This is a genomic window from Nonlabens sp. (assembly GCF_051251825.1).
Classification (GTDB): Bacteria; Bacteroidota; Bacteroidia; order Flavobacteriales; family Flavobacteriaceae; genus Nonlabens.
In genome coordinates this window covers 1-18,549 of record NZ_JBPOGG010000013.1, presented here as the reverse complement: position 1 = coordinate 18,549, position 18,549 = coordinate 1, and the positions used below count along the sequence as shown (strand labels likewise).

Here is an 18,549-nt window from a genome sequence, read left to right as displayed (position 1 = left end):
ATTATGAAAAAAGCTACCTTATTTATCGCAGCATTGATCCTTTTAGTAGGATGCCAAACCGTAAGAGTTTCACAAGATTATGCTGTAGGAACTGATTTTAATCAATTCAAAACCTACGGATATTTCAAACAAGGAATTGACGAAGCAGACATAAGCGATCTCGACAAAAAGAGAATCCTTAAAGCTATCGACGACCAAATGCTTGCTAGTGGATGGACTAAATCGCAGACTCCTGATGTAATGGTTAATATTTTTACTAAAACGCAGCAACGCGTAGACGTTTATAACAATTGGGGTTGGAATGCAGGCTTTGGTTGGGGTGGCTTCGGTTGGGGCGGCAGTTTTGGAAATAACGTCAATACTGTAAATGAAGGTGTTCTTCATATAGATTTTATAGATGCTCAGAAAAAGGAATTGATCTGGCAAGGTGTAGGAACTGCTCCTATACGTAGTAATGATCCTGTAAAGAAAACAGAACGTATTCAAAAAATTGTTCAAGAGATCTTGATGCAATATCCACCGCAAGGGTAAATGTCAACATTCATAAAGAAAGCTCCCATTTCAAACTATGAAATGGGAGCTTTTTTATGGAATAATGTTATTAGTAGAACTTTCTTTAATAAGGGATGAAATTTAACAAATAAGTGCTGTTCAGCGTGTAAATATTATTTAAATCGGATTAAAGTATAATAAAATCGAATTAAATGCATTTTTTAACCTAAATTCTTAATTTTGAGCATATTTATGATTATGAAAAAATTTACTCTCTTTTTATTCCTAGTTATAGGAGTAATTGCAAGCGCTCAAGTAGGTATTAACACAGATACTCCAGACGCTAGTAGTATGTTAGATATACAAAGTACAGATTCTGGTGTTTTAATTCCTCGAGTTTCGCTAACAAATGTGAACGTAACACAATTAGACGGGACTAATACCGCTGCCACTGGTTTACTTATTTATAATACTAATGCAGCGACGGTAAATGGTGCTGGTACTGGTTTCTATTATTATAATGGAACCATTTGGCAGCCTATAAATACTGACACTCCAGATGCAGATTTCTATGAAGTAGGAACAACCACTCCACCTAATGACACAAATGACGCCATGTACCATATGGGACAAACACTTATAGGTTCAAGTGCAGCCACTACAAATGGAAAATTACAGGTCACTAATACAGACGAGAATTTAACTTATGGATTGAATGTTATTCAAGATAGATCTACTGGAACTAATGTGTATACTGCAAGATTCACCAATCGATTAGATGGAAATAGCGGTGGAGGATTTTTTAATATTTTAGATATTGACGCAGCTATAAATAATGTATATGGAAATTACACTAGTGTTACTAGCGTTTCTCCTACAGAACATACAACTACTGGAACTTATCAGCAATTTGATATTGATGGTAATAAAGATATTACAGGTGTAAGTAATACATTTTTAAACAGCGGAGTTGATGATAAAATTGGATTTCGTAACAGTTTCCCTTCTAGCAGTGCTGGAACTTTTTATGGATTATACAATAGCATTAGAGGCTTAGGTTCACAAAGTAAATATGGAACCTATTCCAGATTTTACAATAGTGTTGAAGGAACGCTTTATGGTAATTACAGTTATTTTCAACAAACTGGATCAAATACCTCTTACGGCGCATATAACAGATTTTCTGATGGTACAGGTGTTAGGTATGGTACTTATAATACATTTAGTAATAGTACAGGGAACACTTATGGTACCTATAACTCATTTCCTAGTTCGGCTACAGGCAGATTTTATGGCCTGTATAATACTATAGGAACGAGTTCATCAGTTCAACGTAAATATGGTGTTTACACGGTAATATCTTCAACAGCAGCTGGTGTGAACTATGGAATATACAATGATGTTCGTAATTTAAATAGTTATGCAGGTTATTTTATAGGTAGAATGTCGCTAGGTAATACAACAACGTCATCAGAGCGTTATCTCATGCCAGCTACCTCAGGTGCTGTAGGTGAAGTTCTTGCTATGAGCGCAGCTGGCGTTACTGATTTTGTGGACCTAACCACAAGCTTTTGGAGCACGAGTGGTAATACAATTACTAGCGCTTCTAGAATAGGAAGTAACAACTCCTTTCCAGTTATTGTTAAAACGAATAATAATGATCGTTTTAGATTTGAAACTAATGGTACTTTAAGAAGTATTTCTAATGGTACTGAAACGTCACCTTCTTTTTCATTTTTAGAAAATACTAGATCGGGTATGTACCTAGCATCAAATAATACTGACCTTACACTTACCAGTAACGGTTATGATTTTTTTACTTTAAAAGAATTTGGGACATCTAGACAAGTGACTATTAATCCAGATGGTGATCCTGAAATGAATTTTCAAGTTCGTGGTGATAGTGGCGTTATTATTAGCGCACATCCTACTAAAGAAAATGTTGAAATAGGAGCTAACTCAAACCCAGAATACGCGTCTTTAGCACTTTCTCACAATGATAAAGGATTCCTTATGAACCGAGTACGCTTAACAAGCGCTACGAGTTTTGCTCCATTACCGTCTTCTCCAAGCAGAGGTACTATGGTATATAATACTGTCGAAAACCTCACTCCTGCAGGCTACAGGAATGATGTACGAGTTGGTACATATGTATGGAATGGCAGTAGATGGAAACCACAATTTGCTGAGGATCGCTCAGCAAGATTTGGAAATGCCGCAAATAGAAATAAAAACCTCAACACTACTGCTGGAACTGAGTTAGAATTATTTGAATTCAATGAGTGGAATGATGATTCTTCCCTATTTACAACTATAGAAGGTCCATCGCAAACTCGATTAACCGTTAATGAAGAAGGACGCTATAGAGTCTTTGTAGCTATGGCTATAATTATTGACCCTACCACTACCGTTGTAGACTTACAGTTAGACGCCGAGTTAAGAATTAATCGTTCGGGATCCATTGTGCATCCTGGTTCACCTACAGCAAATAATTTTATAAGAAATCGAAACGGATCTAATACTTCCAGCATAAACATCACAGAAATCATAGAAATTCAAGCTGGCGATGAAATTTTTGTTCACGTCGAACAAGCTGCCAATAATGGAACTATTACCATGCGACCTGAAGCTGGAAGCAACTTTTTCACTATTGAAAAAATTAAGTAAAAAATGAATTGTTAATTAATCAACGCTTACCTCATAGCTAACCTTAATACACTTATCAAAACTCTTTGAAACAGAGCAGTATTTCTCAAAACTGAGATTTGCTGCTTTTTGAGCTTTATCTAAATTGATATTTCCTTCTAGAAACACATGACAATGCATGGACTTAAAAGGCTTAGAATCATCTAGTTCATAACGCTCACCTGTCACTTCAACTTTATAACTCGTAATTTCTTGACGTTGCTTTTTAAGAATCGCAATAATATCTATCGCACTACAAGAACCTACGCCCATAAGCAATAATTCCATAGGACTTACTCCTTGCACGACTTCCATACCGCTATGATCAATCAGCACTGTATTGCCCGAAACTCCTTTTGCTTCTAGTAAGTAATCGTTATTTTTTCTTTCTAGGAACACTTTCATTGTTATACTTTATTTATGCAGAGTTCACTCAGGTAGTAATCTGTAAAGTGAATCCTTGATTACTAATTTTTCGTTTTCAAATTTATGGAAACGTTGTAGTTTCCATAATTCGGTTTTAGAGATTTGAACCTCAGGATGTTCTTTTTCAAACTTTTCAAGTTGCAACTCAAGAATACCTTCTTGAGTTGATTTAGGAAAGCGATCTTGATAAAATTTTAAATACACTGTAAAAGTAAATTCAGCACCATGATAAGAAGCCCTAGGTAAAGGCGTCACTGATACCTGACCATCAACTTCTTTAAATGAAAGCGCTTCTCCGGTCCTGAGTTCATACGGGACTCCATTATTATCATATCCTACATAAATAAAATCGCCGAGATCATCGTAAAGATTATTTGGGAAAAAAGCCCATACTTGATGCCATACTCCGGTAAAGATCCCAGGATCTGGAAGTTTTAAACCTATGGTGTATTTATAAAAAGGAACCTTAGAAAGGACAGGAGTTAAGTAACTATTCTTACTCCAATGATGCAAATTACCTTGTAAGATAAAAGCAAGAACACCTAGTATAAATATTCCTGCAAGTACATGCGTTTTTGATCGATTAGGACGTGAATAAATATTTTGAATTCCAGCACTACTCTTTCTATATACTATTTTATCCCAGAAACTACTAGGTAAAAACAATAGACCAAAAGCTAAACCAATTATAAAGAACGTACCTACATGTAGAAATACAGCCATGATGGCGTGTAATAACAGGATTGATATTAAGGTCCATAATCTAGTTTTCTTAAGGAATATAGAAATCAATATCAGTATAGAAACGATAACCTCAAGATAAAAACCCGCATAAGTAAACACTTGTGATAACAAAGGATAACTTCCAAGTTCTTGTAAAATGGACCTAGCATGTATTAAATCATAAGATACTATTTCTAGTATTTTACCATTACGCCATAAAGCACCATCTTTAAAGATCCAAGCCGAAAAGTAAATGAGCAGCAACTGAAATTGAAACCCAAAGTGAGCTATTTTCCCAAAAATAATTTGAGGCACTTGCCTGCTCTTGCACAAAGTAAATGCTTGGTCTAGCGGAAGAAACATCGCCCAAAACAAAGCTACTTCTTCCAGAAAATCAACACCGTGAGCCAGGTAAGAGTTAGTAGTCACCAAACTGGCAAACATAAAAAACAGTACTGGTGTGATCCATTTCGTCTTCCATCCTATGATGAATAACACAACGAGTACGGTCATTAAACTAAGTAAAAAGTAATACCAGTTATTATTCTCAAATAATCTGAACAACGGGAAACTAGGCCCAAAATAATCATTACCAGATTTTTCTGGTGAAATCAACTCGTTATTATAAAAGATACCTACTGCCGGAAATCTATAAAAAATCAGATTATAAAGCACCGCAAAACCTAAAGATATCCTGAAAAGCCCTAAAGACCTGAGATCAAATGGAATTGTTTTTAACTCTATAAAACTGATGATTTTCTTGAACATTTATAACTTTCATTTAATAATTCAATAACTCCTCAATCTTGACTTTCACTTTCTCAGTGCTAGGAATCATCGTTTCCTCAAGAACTGAATTCAATGGAATAGCCGGCATATTTTCCGAACCTATCACCATAACAGGTGCATCTATATATTTAAAACATTCTTCCTGTATGCGACCTTGCAAGGCACGAGAGAAACTATTATCACTAGGTTCTTCAGTAACTACTAAACACTTACCACATTTCTTCACACTTGCAAAAACCGTCTCATAATCTAGGGGATGTAGCGTTCTTAAATCCACTATTTCTACTCGATCTTGTAAACCTAACTGCTCTGTAGCGTTCATTGCCCAGTGTACGCCCATTCCGTAAGTGATAATTGATAAGGTTTCTTCTTCTTCTTTTTTCCAGATTTCTTGTAATACCCATGCTTTTCCGAATGGCAATACATAATCTTCACTAGGTTCTACACTGGTCGCACCTTTTGTTCCTTTAACCTTAGACCAATACAATCCTTTATGTTCAAAAATCACCACCGGATTTGGGTCATAATACGCCGCTTTCATAAGGCCTTTTAAGTCGGCACCATTTGATGGATAAGCGATTTTAAGACCTCTTATGTTAGAAACCACACTTTCCATAGAACTAGAATGATAAGGTCCACCAGAACCGTAAGCTCCTATGGGAACTCTCAATACCATTGAAACTGGCCATTTTCCGTTACTCAGGTAACAAGAACGAGAAACCTCTGTAAACAGCTGGTTTAATCCAGGCCATATATAGTCGGCAAACTGTACTTCTACAATCGGTTTTAACCCTGCAGCACTCATTCCTACGGTACTACCTACTATAAATGCTTCTTGAATTGGCGTGTTGAATACTCTATTATCGCCAAATTTTTGTGCCAACGTTGCCGCCTCTCTAAAAACTCCACCTAATCTTCCACCTACATCTTGTCCATACAGCAAGCATTCTGGGTGTTTACGCATCAATTCTTCAATCGCAAACAGCGCACAATCTACCATCACTACTTTCTCTGCTCCTGCTGGAGATCGCTCTCCTTTTTCTTCTGTGATAGGCGTTGGTGCAAAATCGTGTGTGAATAAATCGGCTGGTTCTGGATTTGGTTGTTGTAATGCGAGTTCAAGGGCTTTTTTGGTTTCCGCTTTCGCGAAAGCGTCATACCCATCCACATCCTGCTCACTAAATCCATTATCGAGAAGCAACTGTCTCATACGTGGATACGGATCACGGCTTCTCGCCTCTTCCAAATCATCGCGGTAAAACTCCATACGCACACCACTCGTATGGTGGTTTAATAATGGAACCGTAGCATGAACCAAAAATGGTCTGCGTTCAGTTCTTATCTTTTCAATCACCTCATTTAAGGTGTTGTAACTTTCTTCAAAATCTGTCCCATCTATAGAAATAGCTTCGATTCCATGAAAACCAGCTGCATATTCGGCAGCGTTTTGGGCACGAGTCTCAGCAGCATTTGCACTGATATCCCAGCCATTATCTTGCACTAGATAAAGAATAGGCAATTGCTTTAAAGCCGCCATTTGCATGGCTTCGGCAATTTCTCCTTCTGTGACAGATGCGTCACCTAAACTACATACTACGATAGAATCTGAACTTGAACTCGAACTCGAATTTGAATCAATCGCATCACGTTGCTCTTGAGTTAAACTCTCACGGTAATGGAAGCCAAGAGCCACACCAGTAGCTGGAATTGCCTGCATTCCAGTAGCACTGGACTGATGCGGGATTTTAGGCTTATCAATATCATTTAATGATGGATGAGAGTAATAGGTGCGTCCACCAGAAAATGGATCGTCTTTTTTGGCGAGTAATTGCAACATTAAATCATAAGGTTTCATCCCTATGGACAGTAACATCGCATCATCACGGTAATATGGAAATGCATAATCTTGCGGTAATAACTGCATTCCTAGTGCGGTTTGAATCACCTCATGACCACGACTGGTCGCGTGCACGTATTTAGAAACCGTTTTAAAGTTCTCCTCGTAGAGTTCTGCCATAGCTTTGGCAGTAGTTAGGTTTCTATATGCTTGTTCCAATTTCCCACGAAAGTGGGAATCTGTTTGATTATTGCTCATAATTACTAAGCTTTTAATATGCTTGAATTTCCGCACTTGATGCGGAATCTGATTATACCTTCTCAATATACTTGAAAACCTATGTTCCAAGTCTAATTTTATTAGATTTCCACACGCAATGCGGCTGACTTTCCGCACTTGATGCGGAATCAATAATTCTCCTCATCCCACCAACTTTCGGCCAGATCTAGCCATTCTGGATTATCTTTTTCAATAAGGTCTATTTTCCATTGCCGCTTCCACTTCTTCAGCTTCTTCTCTCGCGCTTGGGCATCTTGAACCCATTGATATTCTTCAAAATAGACCAGCTTTTTAGTTTGGTAACGTTTTGAGAATGCCTTTTTATACTTTTCTTCTTCATGCTGTCCTGCTCTATGCTTTATATCATCTGTCATTCATAGATATAATACGCCATCTTTCTTATTAGAAAGTAAATAGACGTAATACTTGTGCTCATATCCAGCCATGCGTTAAAACTAGTAGTTTCCGCGTCGAGCGCGGAAATTCAACTTTTTAAAAATCACTATCTGGTGCAACTTCTAAATTCAAAGCCACTTGCTTTAAAAAGCTTCCACCTAAAAACCCATCAACCACTCTATGATCAAAGGATAAACTCAACATCATCATACTACGTATTTCTATCGAATCTACGCCATCACGTGTCATCACCTCAGCTCGTTTTTTGATAATTCCTGTTGCTAGAATCGCTACTTCTGGTTGATTAATGATAGGTGTTCCCATGAGTGAACCAAAAGTTCCTACATTTGAAATAGTAAAAGTTCCACCTTTGATATCGTCTCCTCCTAATTTGTTTTCACGAGCCAGATTTGCCATGCGATTTACATCAGCTGCTATTTCTTGTAGGGATTTTTGATCAGCATTTTTTACTACAGGAACAATTAAATTTCCAGATTGTAATGCTGTTGCCATTCCTACATTGATATTTTCCTTTACAATGATATTCTTCCCATCTACACTAGCGTTAATATTAGGATATTCTTTGATTGCTCTTGCTACAGCATCTACAAATAATGGTGTGAACGTTAATCGCTCGCCGTGTTTTTCTTGAAAATGAGCTTTGTTCTTATTTCGCCAGTTTACTAAATCAGTAAGATCTGCCTCCACATAAGCCGTGACATGCGGACTAGTATGTTTAGAATACACCATATGGTCTGCAATCATAGAACGCATGCGATCCATTTCTATGATTTTACCTGTTCCTTTATCCAGCTTTAATTGTGGAATGCGGTAAGCTGTAGGGTCTGGTTCATTTGATACTGCTTGAGCAAATTGAAACGGTCTGCCTTCATTGATATAATTAACGACATCACTCTTGCGCAATCTACCTTCAATTCCTGTTGCTGGTATGCGCGCTAATTCTTCATAGGAAATATGATGTTTACGTGCTATAGAATCGATTAATGGACTAACGAAAAGATCTTGATTTACGAACGAACTCGAAATTGAATTTGAATTTGAACTTGAAATTTTTAATTTATTGTCATTCCGCACTGTTCCACTGAGCTGTGTCGAAGTGTGATCCGGAATCTGCTTTTTCTTTTCGCTAGACTTTTTGGAATCTATAGTATTAGAGCTAGACGTACTATTAGAAGAACCAACAGACTTTTCAAAATGTGCTAGAACGCTACCTATTTCAACAACGTCACCATTAGAACATAAATGTTTAGACATTATTCCAGCTGCTGGAGCGGGAACTTCGTTATCGACTTTGTCAGTTCCTACCTCTACGAGAATATCTCCTTCTTCAAAGGCTTCTCCTTCTTGAACGAGCCAGTTGAGTATTGTTCCTTCAGTAATTGATTCTCCCATTTTTGGGAGTATGAAATCCATAGTCTTTGCCATGGTATAAAAATAAGAAACTAACGCTTGTTAGTGGTAAAAATGACATGATAATTCCGCTTTCGCGAAAGCGAGATAAATAAAAGACTAATCACTTAATCGTTCTACCGAAATAAATGTAGAAAGTTCTCGCATAGTATTACCTGGTCCCGAACAATTACCGCTTGCTCCTCTACCTATCCCTATATCCCATGCATAGCTGGCGGTAATTCGTGTGATTATAGAAATTGTTCCTCCATGATAACTATTCCCACCCCAAAGATGTGGAGCTGTACTATGGATTCTTGCATGGTTGGGTGAGGCAAAAACATTATTAACAGGGAAATCTACAAAATAACTAGAAAGCGTGCATGAAACACCATTATTATGAGTCGCCTCATATGTAAATTCAATTCTATAAACACCTGGAGCAAATGTCAGTTGTGTACCAGCTGAATTGATAGCCACATTTGCCGTCACACCATCTGACGTTCCACATCCATTAAAAATCTCTGTCATGGGAATTGATTGCGTAGTTCCTGCAGGTGTGGTATTTAAAAAATGAGGCAAATCAGAATCGAGTCTAAAATATGCTGAGCGCGGTATATTATATGTGTCTGTATTTTGTGTAGTTATGAGTTCTGCCCATAAGGTTCCATTCCAGTAATAGTATCCCGGATAGACAATATTAAAGCCTGTTCCCGCAGTTACTGTATTATATACTAAAGTTCCATTAACTAGTGCTGCTCCAGTTGGATTAGAAATGGTTGTAACATCAGTCTTCCCAGTTAAACTCACTCTAGGTGGTAGAAATCCAGAATCAGTAGAAGTTATGTCAAGAGCTGCCTCTGGAGTTGAAGTACTAATACCAACTTGGGCTACTAAAAAAGAGCTAGAAAATAAAATTACTAACAGAAAAACATGCCTCATAATCAATACCTTGAAAACAATAAGAGTTACAATTATTCAGTAAATATAGCATATAAACATAGACGAACGCTCACAAAAGGCCGATTTAATACGTATTAATGTAATTCATCGATAGTACTAGGTAATTTCTTAGACGCAAATGAGCGAAAAGACATTATTACGTAAAAGAAAAAGATTGTGACTTCAATTAAATTCTCGGGCCACAATTCATATAGGAAAGATTTAATTTTTATTTCTTCTTCATTTCTTGAAGTGTCTTATAAAAATCTTCTTGTACTGGTCTATTTTCAGGAATTTCTCTGAGTGGCTCTACCTCTTTCATCGTTTCCTGACAGTCGGCTGGAAGTTGTTGGTATAATTTTGTTCCTGCCGTCTTCCAGGCGACCATTTGATCAGAGACTTCTTTAATTTTTTTGGCTGGGTTACCTACGATTAAGGATCGAGGTTCAAAAATAGCCTCAGCTTTTACAAATGCCATAGCTCCTACAATACACTCATCTCCGATGATGGCATCATCCATAATAACGCTATTCATACCTATCATGCAATTGCGTCCTAGATTTGCACCGTGAATTATCGCTCCATGACCTACATGAGCACCTTCCTTAAGTGTAATACTTTTCCCTGGGAACATATGAACCGTACAATTCTCTTGCACATTAACGCCATCTTCTAGTATGATCTCGCCCCAATCGCCTCGTATCACCGCACTAGGTCCTATATAGCAATTCTTACCTATAATCACATTACCGATGACCGTAGCTTGTGGATGTACAAAGCTGGATTTGTGGATTACTGGGATATGGGATTTGAAACTGTAAATTGCCATTATTTAAATCGCTTAAGCGTCTCCTTCGTAAACTCACTCAATACTAATCTCCCTGAGATTTTTGCTCTTTCAAAAAGTAATTGATCCCAATTTTCACAACCTGACCAGAAGATTTTTTTCATCTCTGCCATGGCATCTGGATTATAGTTGCACAGATTCTCAGCAAATGCTTGAATCCCTGCGTCCATTTCTTCAGTGGATTCATAAACCTCAGCAAAAAGACCGTTGTTTTTTGCCCATTCTGGTGAGTAGAATTCGTTTGCGTTGATGGCGATTTGACTCATTCCTGACAAGCCAAGTTTGCGCTCTACAGCTGGTCCAACTACAAATGGTCCGATTCCTATGTTAAGTTCGCTAAGTTTTATACTCGCAAATTTTGTTGCAAAACAATAGTCTGTTGCACTTGCAACTCCTACTCCACCGCCCACGGTTTTTCCTTGTACGCGACCTAAAATAAATTTAGGACACTTGCGCATCGCGTTGATCACATTTGCAAAACCAGAGAAGAAAACCTCGCCAGTTTTCTCATCATTAATAGCAATCAATTCTTTAAAACTAGCTCCTGCACAAAAAGTACGTTCTCCACCAGATTTTAGGATAATCACTTTAGTAGCATTATCAATTCCAGCATCAGTAATCGCTTGAGCTAGTTGCGCAAGAATATCACCTGGCAACGAGTTGTGCGCTGGATGGAAGAATTCTATGGTTGTTATTTGGTTTGTTGTGTTTGTTTTTACGTAAGGTGCTGTCATCTTAAATGCCTTTTGGGTTTGTACCTATCGAAGGCGCTCTGCAGCGGCTTGACCTTTTAATTGTCAAGCCGTCGCAGGACGGCTTCGGTTATTATTTATCTCAATGTTTATTCAAATCTCTTTTTACTCGTAATATACCCTGTAAAATCCCAATCTTCAGATAAATCAATCCATTCAGGATTAATCCTTTCTATCAAATTAATTTTATACTCTCGTTTCCACTTCTTAATCAATTTCTCTCTTTTGATAGCTTCTAGTGGTTCAACATGTTTCTCAAACCAAACTAATTGATTGATATTGTATCGTCCAGTATGTGTTTTATAAGTCGCATTTTTATGATCAAACGTACGTTGCTTGATATCATTAGTAACACCTACATAGAAAAGCTTGTTTTTAATATGAGCCATGATGTAGGTGTACATTGTTTTCACTATGAAAATAAATTTTTAATAATCTTCTCATTTAATATGAAGCGAAGCCGTCCTGCGACGGCTTGACTTACCAACTGGCTTTGTGACGGCTTAACCTTCTAAAAATCAAGTCGCTGCAGAGCGGCTTAGATTAGTCAATTAATGCAAACTGAGTTAGATGGTGATATACATGTTTCCTCTCCAACAACGTCCATTCATACTTACTCAATTCTCCGAAAACAGCATTTTTAGTCGTTGCTTTTGGATGCTTTTTAAAGTAGTCCAGGTATTCTTTTCTAGCTTCGAGCATTTGAGCTTTTGCAGTTTCTAAGTCAGCGTGTTTTAAGTCTTCTAGTGCTCCATCTTTCATTAAAGGCATTTTGTGGTTTTGAGGCATTTTATCAAAGTTCCACAAAGTTGCTGCTGTTTTTTCTAGATATTCTTCTGGAGTTGCGATGTCAAAGTCTTGAATTTCTCCACTCGCAATACGGTAACTCATTTCTAAATGTTCTACCATGTGCTGTGGCGTCATCATTCCCCAATTAGGTTTTGAATCCTCGGTTAAATTGGACAGCGCAGACTTGATATAATCCTCAGTAATGGTCGGGAAAACGGCTTGTTTCTTTTCCACCATCGTTAAGATCGTTGCTACACAAACGAGCGCATCTGATTCTTCATCTGTTTTTCCATTTTCATAATCTACTGGTTCTGCATCAAAAACCTCAACGTACCATTTTACAATTCCCGATGGATGCTCACGACCAGCTACGTCTCTTTCACGTTTTTCTTTACAAGTTAAACGTACATAAATCGTATCATTATGATATAATGGTCTCAAGAAACGGATGTCTTCCAGACCGTAGTTAGCACTTACTGGTCCTTTATTAGGATAGACAAAAAGTCCTGCTGCGGCACTGATTATGAAATAACCGTGAGCGGTGCGTTTTTTGAAAATACTACCATCCAAACTTGTAATATCTGTATGTGCATAGAAATGATCCCAAGTTAGGTTTGCAAAATTCTGGATATCGTTATCGGTCAATGTTCTTTTGTGAGTTTCCAAACTCATTCCAGGCTTGATATCCTCATAATGGTAAGAGAATGGATGCTTCTCTGCTTTTTTATAAGCACCATTAGGTTGATAAATTCCTGTAATTTCGGTTAACGAAGTCGGACTTCCTTGAACCGCGCAACGTTGCATGTAGTGTTTGATTCCTCGCAAACCACCCATTTCCTCGCCGCCGCCGGCGCGTCCAGGACCTCCATGAACCAGTAATGGTAATGGTGAGCCGTGACCGGTGGATTGCGGTGCACTTTCTCTGTTCAATGTTAAAATTCTTCCATGTGACGATGCAGCGTTTATGGTGTACGCTTTCGCGAAAGCGTCATCACCAGTAACTACACTGCTCACTAACGAGCCTTTACCCATGTGAGCCAACTCAATCGCCTCATCGATATTCTTATACGGCATCAAAGTTGAAACCGGCCCAAAACATTCCACTTCATGAACGGCAGTATTCTTAAACGGCTGATCTTCCCGCATCAAAATAGGCGACATAAATGCTCCTTTTTGCGCGCGATCACCTAATATTTCTACAGCATCGAGATTTCCGTAAACAAGGTTTGCTGTATTGGCAATTTTACTGATTTGCTCAAGTACTGCGATTTTTTGATCTTGGTTGATAAGTGCACCCATGCGAGTTTCTCTCAATAACGGATCACCTATTACGGTTTTAGACAATTGTTTTCCTAGCGCGATTTGCACGTCTTCCATCAAGTTTTCTGGAACAAGAATCCTTCTTATCGCAGTACATTTCTGTCCAGATTTAGAAGTCATTTCTTTGCGTACTTCTTTTACAAAGATGTCAAATTCTGGTGTTCCAGGAACAGCATCTGGTCCTAAAACCGATGAGTTTAAAGAATCTGCTTCCATTGTAAATGGCACTGATTCTTCCAGCAATCGTGGATGTGCTTTTAGTTTTCTACCTGTTGCGGCACTACCAGTAAAAGTTACTACGTCTTGCGAATTTACCGTATCTAAAATGCTGGTTGTTAAACCACTTAAGAGCTGTAAAGATCCTTCTGGAAGGATGCCTGAATTAATGATCTCGCGTACTACGGCTTCTGTTAAAAAGGCTGTTTGAGGTGCTGGCAACACTACTGCTGGCATACCTGCCATCCAGTTCACGGCACATTTTTCTAACATTCCCCAAACTGGAAAGTTAAATGCGTTGATATGGACTGCAACTCCTTTGCGTGGCACAAGTATGTGATGCGCCATAAAACGACCACCTTTAGATAAATCAATAGGATCGCCTTCTACTGCATAGGATTGATCTGGAAAGAGTTTTCTCAAACTCGCGTTTGCAAATAAGTTCCCAAAACCACCTTCTATATCTACCCAAGAATCTGCTCTAGTAGCTCCAGTTTTATAACTGATATCATAAAATTGACGTTTACGTTTTTCTAAGTAAAGTGCCAGTTTTTTAATCATGTTACCACGTTGCTGGAACGTCATGTCTCTCAAGACTTTCCCATGGTCACGACCGTATTGCAATGCGCTTGCGATGTTTAATCCTTCCGTGCTCGTGAGACCGATTACCTCGCCAGTTATAGCGTCGTACATGCTACGAGTGGATTTTTCTTCACCAGCAATCCACTGGCCATTTATGTAACTTTCTAAGATCATATTCTTGCTGTAAAATTGTTGTAATTACGCTTTCGCACTGAATCAAGTTCAGCATAAACTTCAATTTCCTAAAGCAAATTGAAAGCGAGAACATAAAGACCTTACGAAAATACAAAAAGCAAGTGGAAAGACTAACAGCTGTTAGTTGAATCCAACTAATATTAAAATTGCTGTAATCTTTAATTTTAATACATTAACGAAAACAAAGTTTTACCTTTTCACTGGAACATCAAGTATGCTAGAAATAAGTTGCCCATCAACGTCAGCACCTTCTACAATGACCTTATAATTTTCTATGCCTCGATACGGAAAGGTAAATGAGAGATTACCATTTTTATCCAACTGTAAATTTCCTTCCCAGGCAATAACGCCTAATTTCTTAAACGCCTCATCTTCATAATCGTTATATGCTGGAATATAGAAAGAGCGAGTAACAGCAAATTTCAACGGGACATCGTACTTTGTGGTATTTTTATTACTGGCACTTTTAAAGCGCAAAGAAGGATCTGTTGTGATCTTAATAATATCTCCTCCAAAATATCTTCCATTATAACGACCTGTTCGATCAATTTCTACAAAGTCTATAGTATTCACTTCAAAACTGGCCAGTATACCTGGGTCATTATAGATGACACTGTCAATGACAAAGGTCGGATTTCCTCTCGCTGCGCTACGAGTTATTACTTTGAGTAATCCTCCTTCAACATAAGTATCATAACTTAAAGTTGCTAGATAAGTTTGAAAATCAACGGTGCGCGCTCTATCCTCGTCTGTAAAATAATCTATGATTCCCATTGCTCTAGATTTAATAGAATCCCTGCGTACCTCATCTCTATCAACTACGAGTAATATTTCATTAAGTTCTTGAGCTTTACGATCAAATAACGGTTTATCATTATTTTTATAAATACTAGGAATATCAAAATCATTTACTTCCTTATACTTTTTAAAAACGGGCGTTTTATTAGGCAAAAAACCTAAAGCTACTTTAGGCTTAGACACGCCGCCTTTTTTATTCATAACACTTAGCTCGATTTTCTCATTTTCTAATGGAAATAAGTTAGTGAGAAGTACTTCTCCTTCTTCATTATCAATGTCTATCAATTGTGTGTTTGATAGCTCTAAAGGATAAAGCATAAAGCGTTTATCTTTTAAGTTATTTGTCTTAAGACTCATCGATATACCCAATTCAAAAAGGTAATTAAATTGTGGTGTTCTATTAAAAATTTGAGCCCAATCATAACCAGACCAAGCCTGAGTGAGCATTAAATTATCCATCTCATACTTTGTTTCACGATTAATATCATTGAAATAATAAGAAGGGTTATCGATATATCCTTTTACAAATGGACGTAATAAAGCACTCACAGCCACATTATTTCTTTCATTAATCGCCATGGATGTTAATGGAACAACTGAGACACTAAAATTATTCACTGTATCTATATCTTTGAGATTAGATTTTATTTTCATTGAAACCTCAACAGAATCATATACGACCTTCATATCACTAGAAGCTAATTCAAGTAAGGGTAATTTATTATAATTAAAGAAGGAACGCTCAGCAATGGGATTACCATCTGAATCAAATAATGTAAAAACATTTACTCCATATCCTAATTGATCAAATGGAGCTGCAAGAATGGTTTCGTTTTTAATAATCTTAACTGGAATCACTTGCATTTTCTCACCATTGTGGATTGAAAGATGATAATCTTGGTTTTTAAAATTTGCTACAGATGCATCATTTGCTCTTAAAACAACGATTACTTTATCTCCAGCTGCTCTTAAATTAACAATAATACCGAGTTTATCGATTGCCGGTAGAATCGCTGTATGCTCAACACCATTCCATGAGTACTTTGCCGTATATTTTGCATTTGGTTTAGGAATTAAGTTTAATCTTCCTATACCCAATTGAGAAGTTTTAAAATCTGTAATAGGTAATCCATCTTCTAAGATAATTCCATCTGTTATTTCAAAAGCACGGTTTTTAGACTTTGCAATAACACCTAATACATTATTAACTCCAGATAGTAAGTGACCACTTTCTGGTAAGAACTGAACATCTACTTGTGAGACAACATCTTCTTTTTCTACAACAGCTGCAGCGTTCTCATCATTAATCTTTATCGTAGTTTCAAAGTAATGCGGATCATCAAAATTACGCATGAAGTTAGTAAACGCCTTTACTCTATAAACACCAAGGTTCATTGTAGAATCTAATCTGAATGTATTGCTAGCAAAGCCGTTATTTACTTGTACTAGTTTAGACTTTACGACGTTTCCTTTTTCATCTGTAAGTTGACAATGTAAGTTTTTAGTAAGAAGTGATGGTTTTTTATTTTTCCTATCAAAAACATAAGCTGTAAAACCTACATCCTCACCTTTGATAAAAGCAGATTTGTTTAAATGTAAATGAACTATTTCATTAGGTATCGCATTGTACCGTTGATATTTTGACTTAATAGAGTCTACAGGCTGTTGCGCATCCACTCCTAAATGGATAAAAGCTAGGATTACAAAAAACACTATTCTAATCATTTGAATCATTTATTATAAAAATAGGTTATCAAGATTAATAAATGTGATAAATCCTACTATACATTCTCAATCACCATTGCATAACCTTGTCCTACACCTACACACATAGTAATCAATGCATATTTTTTTCCTGTCAATTGCAGTTCTAAAGCAGCACTATAAGCAAGTCTAGCTCCTGTCACACCTAGCGGATGACCTATGGCAATAGAGCCACCATTAGGATTTAAGCGAGGATCATCATCATTAAGTCCCCAAGCTCTGGTGCAGGCTAGTGCTTGTGATGCAAAGGCTTCATTTAATTCGATGACATCCATATCTGCCATAGTTAATCCAGCTTTCTCTAGTGCTTTATTACTCGCTTTTACTGGACCTATACCCATAATACGAGGTTCTACTCCTACTACCGCACTGCTCACGACTCTAGCGATAGGTTTTAAGTTGTATTTTTTTACTGCATCTTCACTTGCGATTATGGTTGCAGCTGCACCATCATTTAGACCACTTGAATTTCCTGCAGTTACAGATCCACCTTCTTTTTTAAAAGCTGGACGTAGTTTTGCAAGCACTTCTTTAGTCGTTGTAGGTTTTATAAACTCGTCATCTTTAAAGATGATAGGATCTTTTTTACGTTGTGGTATTTCTACAGCAACGATTTCTTTTGCAAGTCTTCCTGATTGTTGCGCTTCCGCCGCTTTTTGTTGGGACCATGCGGCAAATGCATCTTGATCTTCACGTGAAATTGTATATTTTTCTACAAGATTTTCGGCAGTGTTTCCCATTCCGTCTACACCATACATTTCGGCCATTTTATGGTTGACAAAACGCCATCCAAAACTAGAATCATACATCATTGAATCTGTTCCAAAAGCGCTGCTCGGTTTTGCAATTACCAACGGTCCACGAGTCATATTCTCTACTCCGCCAGATATAAATACGTCTCCATCTCCAGCTTGTATCGCTCTATGCGCATGAACAATAGCACTCAATCCAGAACTACATAATCTATTCACTGTTTCTCCAGGTACAGTGACAGGCAATCCTGCAAGCAATCCAGCCATACGTGCTACATTACGATTATCTTCTCCTGCTTGGTTGGCACAACCCATAATCACATCGGCATAAGCATCTGTCGGGATATTTGGATTTCTTTCCACTATGGTTTTAATAACATGTGCAGCAAGGTCATCTGGTCGTATTGTTGATAGGGTTCCTTTGTAGTTTCCTATTGGTGTACGAACTCCGTCAATTATGTATGTGTTCATGGATTAGTGGATTAGTGGATTAGTGGATTAGTGGATTAGTGGATTAGTGGATTAGTGGATTAGTGGATTAGTGGATTAGTGGAT

Annotated in this window: 14 protein-coding genes; 2 read left to right on the top strand and 12 right to left on the bottom strand. The window is 37.5% G+C overall.

All coding sequences use genetic code 11. The features are described from left to right. Positions 1 to 3: 3 nt before the first annotated feature. Together ACSHWW_RS12525 and ACSHWW_RS12520 are read left to right on the top strand one after the other, a co-directional pair. A complete protein-coding gene (locus ACSHWW_RS12525) occupies positions 4 to 531 on the top strand; it encodes a DUF4136 domain-containing protein (protein ID WP_435682804.1) in 528 nt (175 codons plus the stop codon). A gap of 219 nt (positions 532 to 750) precedes the next feature. Beyond that, positions 751 to 3,159, top strand: coding sequence for a hypothetical protein (locus ACSHWW_RS12520; RefSeq protein WP_435682803.1), 2,409 nt, complete (start codon positions 751 to 753; stop codon positions 3,157 to 3,159). 15 nt (positions 3,160 to 3,174) lie between these two features. Here ACSHWW_RS12520 and ACSHWW_RS12515 read toward each other — a convergent pair whose 3' ends face one another. From ACSHWW_RS12515 to ACSHWW_RS12460, 12 genes are all read right to left on the bottom strand, one after another. Beyond that, positions 3,175 to 3,582 (bottom strand): OsmC family protein, encoded by a 408-nt coding sequence (locus ACSHWW_RS12515; protein ID WP_435682802.1) that lies wholly within the window; start codon positions 3,580 to 3,582, stop codon positions 3,175 to 3,177. Positions 3,583 to 3,606: 24 nt separating this feature from the next. Beyond that, positions 3,607 to 5,094: a hypothetical protein gene (locus ACSHWW_RS12510; protein ID WP_435682801.1), complete on the bottom strand. Its 1,488-nt coding sequence runs from the start codon at positions 5,092 to 5,094 to the stop codon at positions 3,607 to 3,609. Between the two features lie 13 nt (positions 5,095 to 5,107). Continuing rightward, a complete protein-coding gene (locus ACSHWW_RS12505; RefSeq protein ID WP_435682800.1) occupies positions 5,108 to 7,210 on the bottom strand; it encodes an alpha-ketoacid dehydrogenase subunit alpha/beta in 2,103 nt (700 codons plus the stop codon). A 149-nt stretch (positions 7,211 to 7,359) separates the two neighbouring features. Further along, complete coding sequence (locus ACSHWW_RS12500) at positions 7,360 to 7,605, bottom strand: GIY-YIG nuclease family protein (protein ID WP_435682799.1); 246 nt, start codon at positions 7,603 to 7,605, stop codon at positions 7,360 to 7,362. A 118-nt stretch (positions 7,606 to 7,723) separates the two neighbouring features. Beyond that, entirely contained in the window at positions 7,724 to 9,061 is a 1,338-nt protein-coding gene (locus ACSHWW_RS12495; protein ID WP_435682798.1) for a dihydrolipoamide acetyltransferase family protein, read from the bottom strand. A gap of 96 nt (positions 9,062 to 9,157) precedes the next feature. Continuing rightward, positions 9,158 to 9,979 carry a hypothetical protein gene (locus ACSHWW_RS12490; RefSeq protein ID WP_435682797.1) on the bottom strand — a complete coding sequence of 274 codons (822 nt, stop codon included), beginning with the start codon at positions 9,977 to 9,979 and terminating at the stop codon, positions 9,158 to 9,160. Between the two features lie 229 nt (positions 9,980 to 10,208). Further along, positions 10,209 to 10,808, bottom strand: coding sequence for a transferase hexapeptide repeat family protein (locus ACSHWW_RS12485; protein WP_435682796.1), 600 nt, complete (start codon positions 10,806 to 10,808; stop codon positions 10,209 to 10,211). Further along, positions 10,808 to 11,560 carry an enoyl-CoA hydratase/isomerase family protein gene (locus ACSHWW_RS12480; protein WP_435682795.1) on the bottom strand — a complete coding sequence of 251 codons (753 nt, stop codon included), beginning with the start codon at positions 11,558 to 11,560 and terminating at the stop codon, positions 10,808 to 10,810. Before ACSHWW_RS12480 ends, ACSHWW_RS12485 begins: the two co-directional genes overlap by 1 nt. A 107-nt stretch (positions 11,561 to 11,667) precedes the next feature. Next, entirely contained in the window at positions 11,668 to 11,982 is a 315-nt protein-coding gene (locus tag ACSHWW_RS12475) for a GIY-YIG nuclease family protein (RefSeq protein ID WP_435682794.1), read from the bottom strand. Positions 11,983 to 12,121: 139 nt separating this feature from the next. Continuing rightward, on the bottom strand, positions 12,122 to 14,659 hold the full coding sequence (paaZ, locus tag ACSHWW_RS12470; protein WP_435682793.1) for a phenylacetic acid degradation bifunctional protein PaaZ: 2,538 nt from the start codon (positions 14,657 to 14,659) through the stop codon (positions 12,122 to 12,124). Positions 14,660 to 14,869: 210 nt separating this feature from the next. Next, positions 14,870 to 17,203: a hypothetical protein gene (locus ACSHWW_RS12465; RefSeq protein ID WP_435682792.1), complete on the bottom strand. Its 2,334-nt coding sequence runs from the start codon at positions 17,201 to 17,203 to the stop codon at positions 14,870 to 14,872. Between the two features lie 56 nt (positions 17,204 to 17,259). After that, positions 17,260 to 18,465, bottom strand: a complete 1,206-nt coding sequence (locus tag ACSHWW_RS12460; protein WP_435682791.1) for an acetyl-CoA C-acyltransferase — start codon at positions 18,463 to 18,465, stop codon at positions 17,260 to 17,262. Between the last annotated feature and the right edge of the window lie 84 nt (positions 18,466 to 18,549).

Excerpts from the sequence above, each read along its gene's own strand:
- ACSHWW_RS12525 (WP_435682804.1), top strand. The coding sequence starts at position 4 with ATGAAAAAAGCTACCTTATTTATCGCAGCATTGATCCTTTTAGTAGGA.
- ACSHWW_RS12520 (WP_435682803.1), top strand. The coding sequence starts at position 751 with ATGAAAAAATTTACTCTCTTTTTATTCCTAGTTATAGGAGTAATTGCA.
- ACSHWW_RS12515 (WP_435682802.1), bottom strand. The coding sequence starts at position 3,582 with ATGAAAGTGTTCCTAGAAAGAAAAAATAACGATTACTTACTAGAAGCA.
- ACSHWW_RS12510 (WP_435682801.1), bottom strand. The coding sequence starts at position 5,094 with ATGTTCAAGAAAATCATCAGTTTTATAGAGTTAAAAACAATTCCATTT.
- ACSHWW_RS12505 (WP_435682800.1), bottom strand. The coding sequence starts at position 7,210 with ATGAGCAATAATCAAACAGATTCCCACTTTCGTGGGAAATTGGAACAA.
- ACSHWW_RS12500 (WP_435682799.1), bottom strand. The coding sequence starts at position 7,605 with ATGACAGATGATATAAAGCATAGAGCAGGACAGCATGAAGAAGAAAAG.
- ACSHWW_RS12495 (WP_435682798.1), bottom strand. The coding sequence starts at position 9,061 with ATGGATTTCATACTCCCAAAAATGGGAGAATCAATTACTGAAGGAACA.
- ACSHWW_RS12490 (WP_435682797.1), bottom strand. The coding sequence starts at position 9,979 with ATGAGGCATGTTTTTCTGTTAGTAATTTTATTTTCTAGCTCTTTTTTA.
- ACSHWW_RS12485 (WP_435682796.1), bottom strand. The coding sequence starts at position 10,808 with ATGGCAATTTACAGTTTCAAATCCCATATCCCAGTAATCCACAAATCC.
- ACSHWW_RS12480 (WP_435682795.1), bottom strand. The coding sequence starts at position 11,560 with ATGACAGCACCTTACGTAAAAACAAACACAACAAACCAAATAACAACC.
- ACSHWW_RS12475 (WP_435682794.1), bottom strand. The coding sequence starts at position 11,982 with ATGTACACCTACATCATGGCTCATATTAAAAACAAGCTTTTCTATGTA.
- paaZ (WP_435682793.1), bottom strand. The coding sequence starts at position 14,659 with ATGATCTTAGAAAGTTACATAAATGGCCAGTGGATTGCTGGTGAAGAA.
- ACSHWW_RS12465 (WP_435682792.1), bottom strand. The coding sequence starts at position 17,203 with ATGATTAGAATAGTGTTTTTTGTAATCCTAGCTTTTATCCATTTAGGA.
- ACSHWW_RS12460 (WP_435682791.1), bottom strand. The coding sequence starts at position 18,465 with ATGAACACATACATAATTGACGGAGTTCGTACACCAATAGGAAACTAC.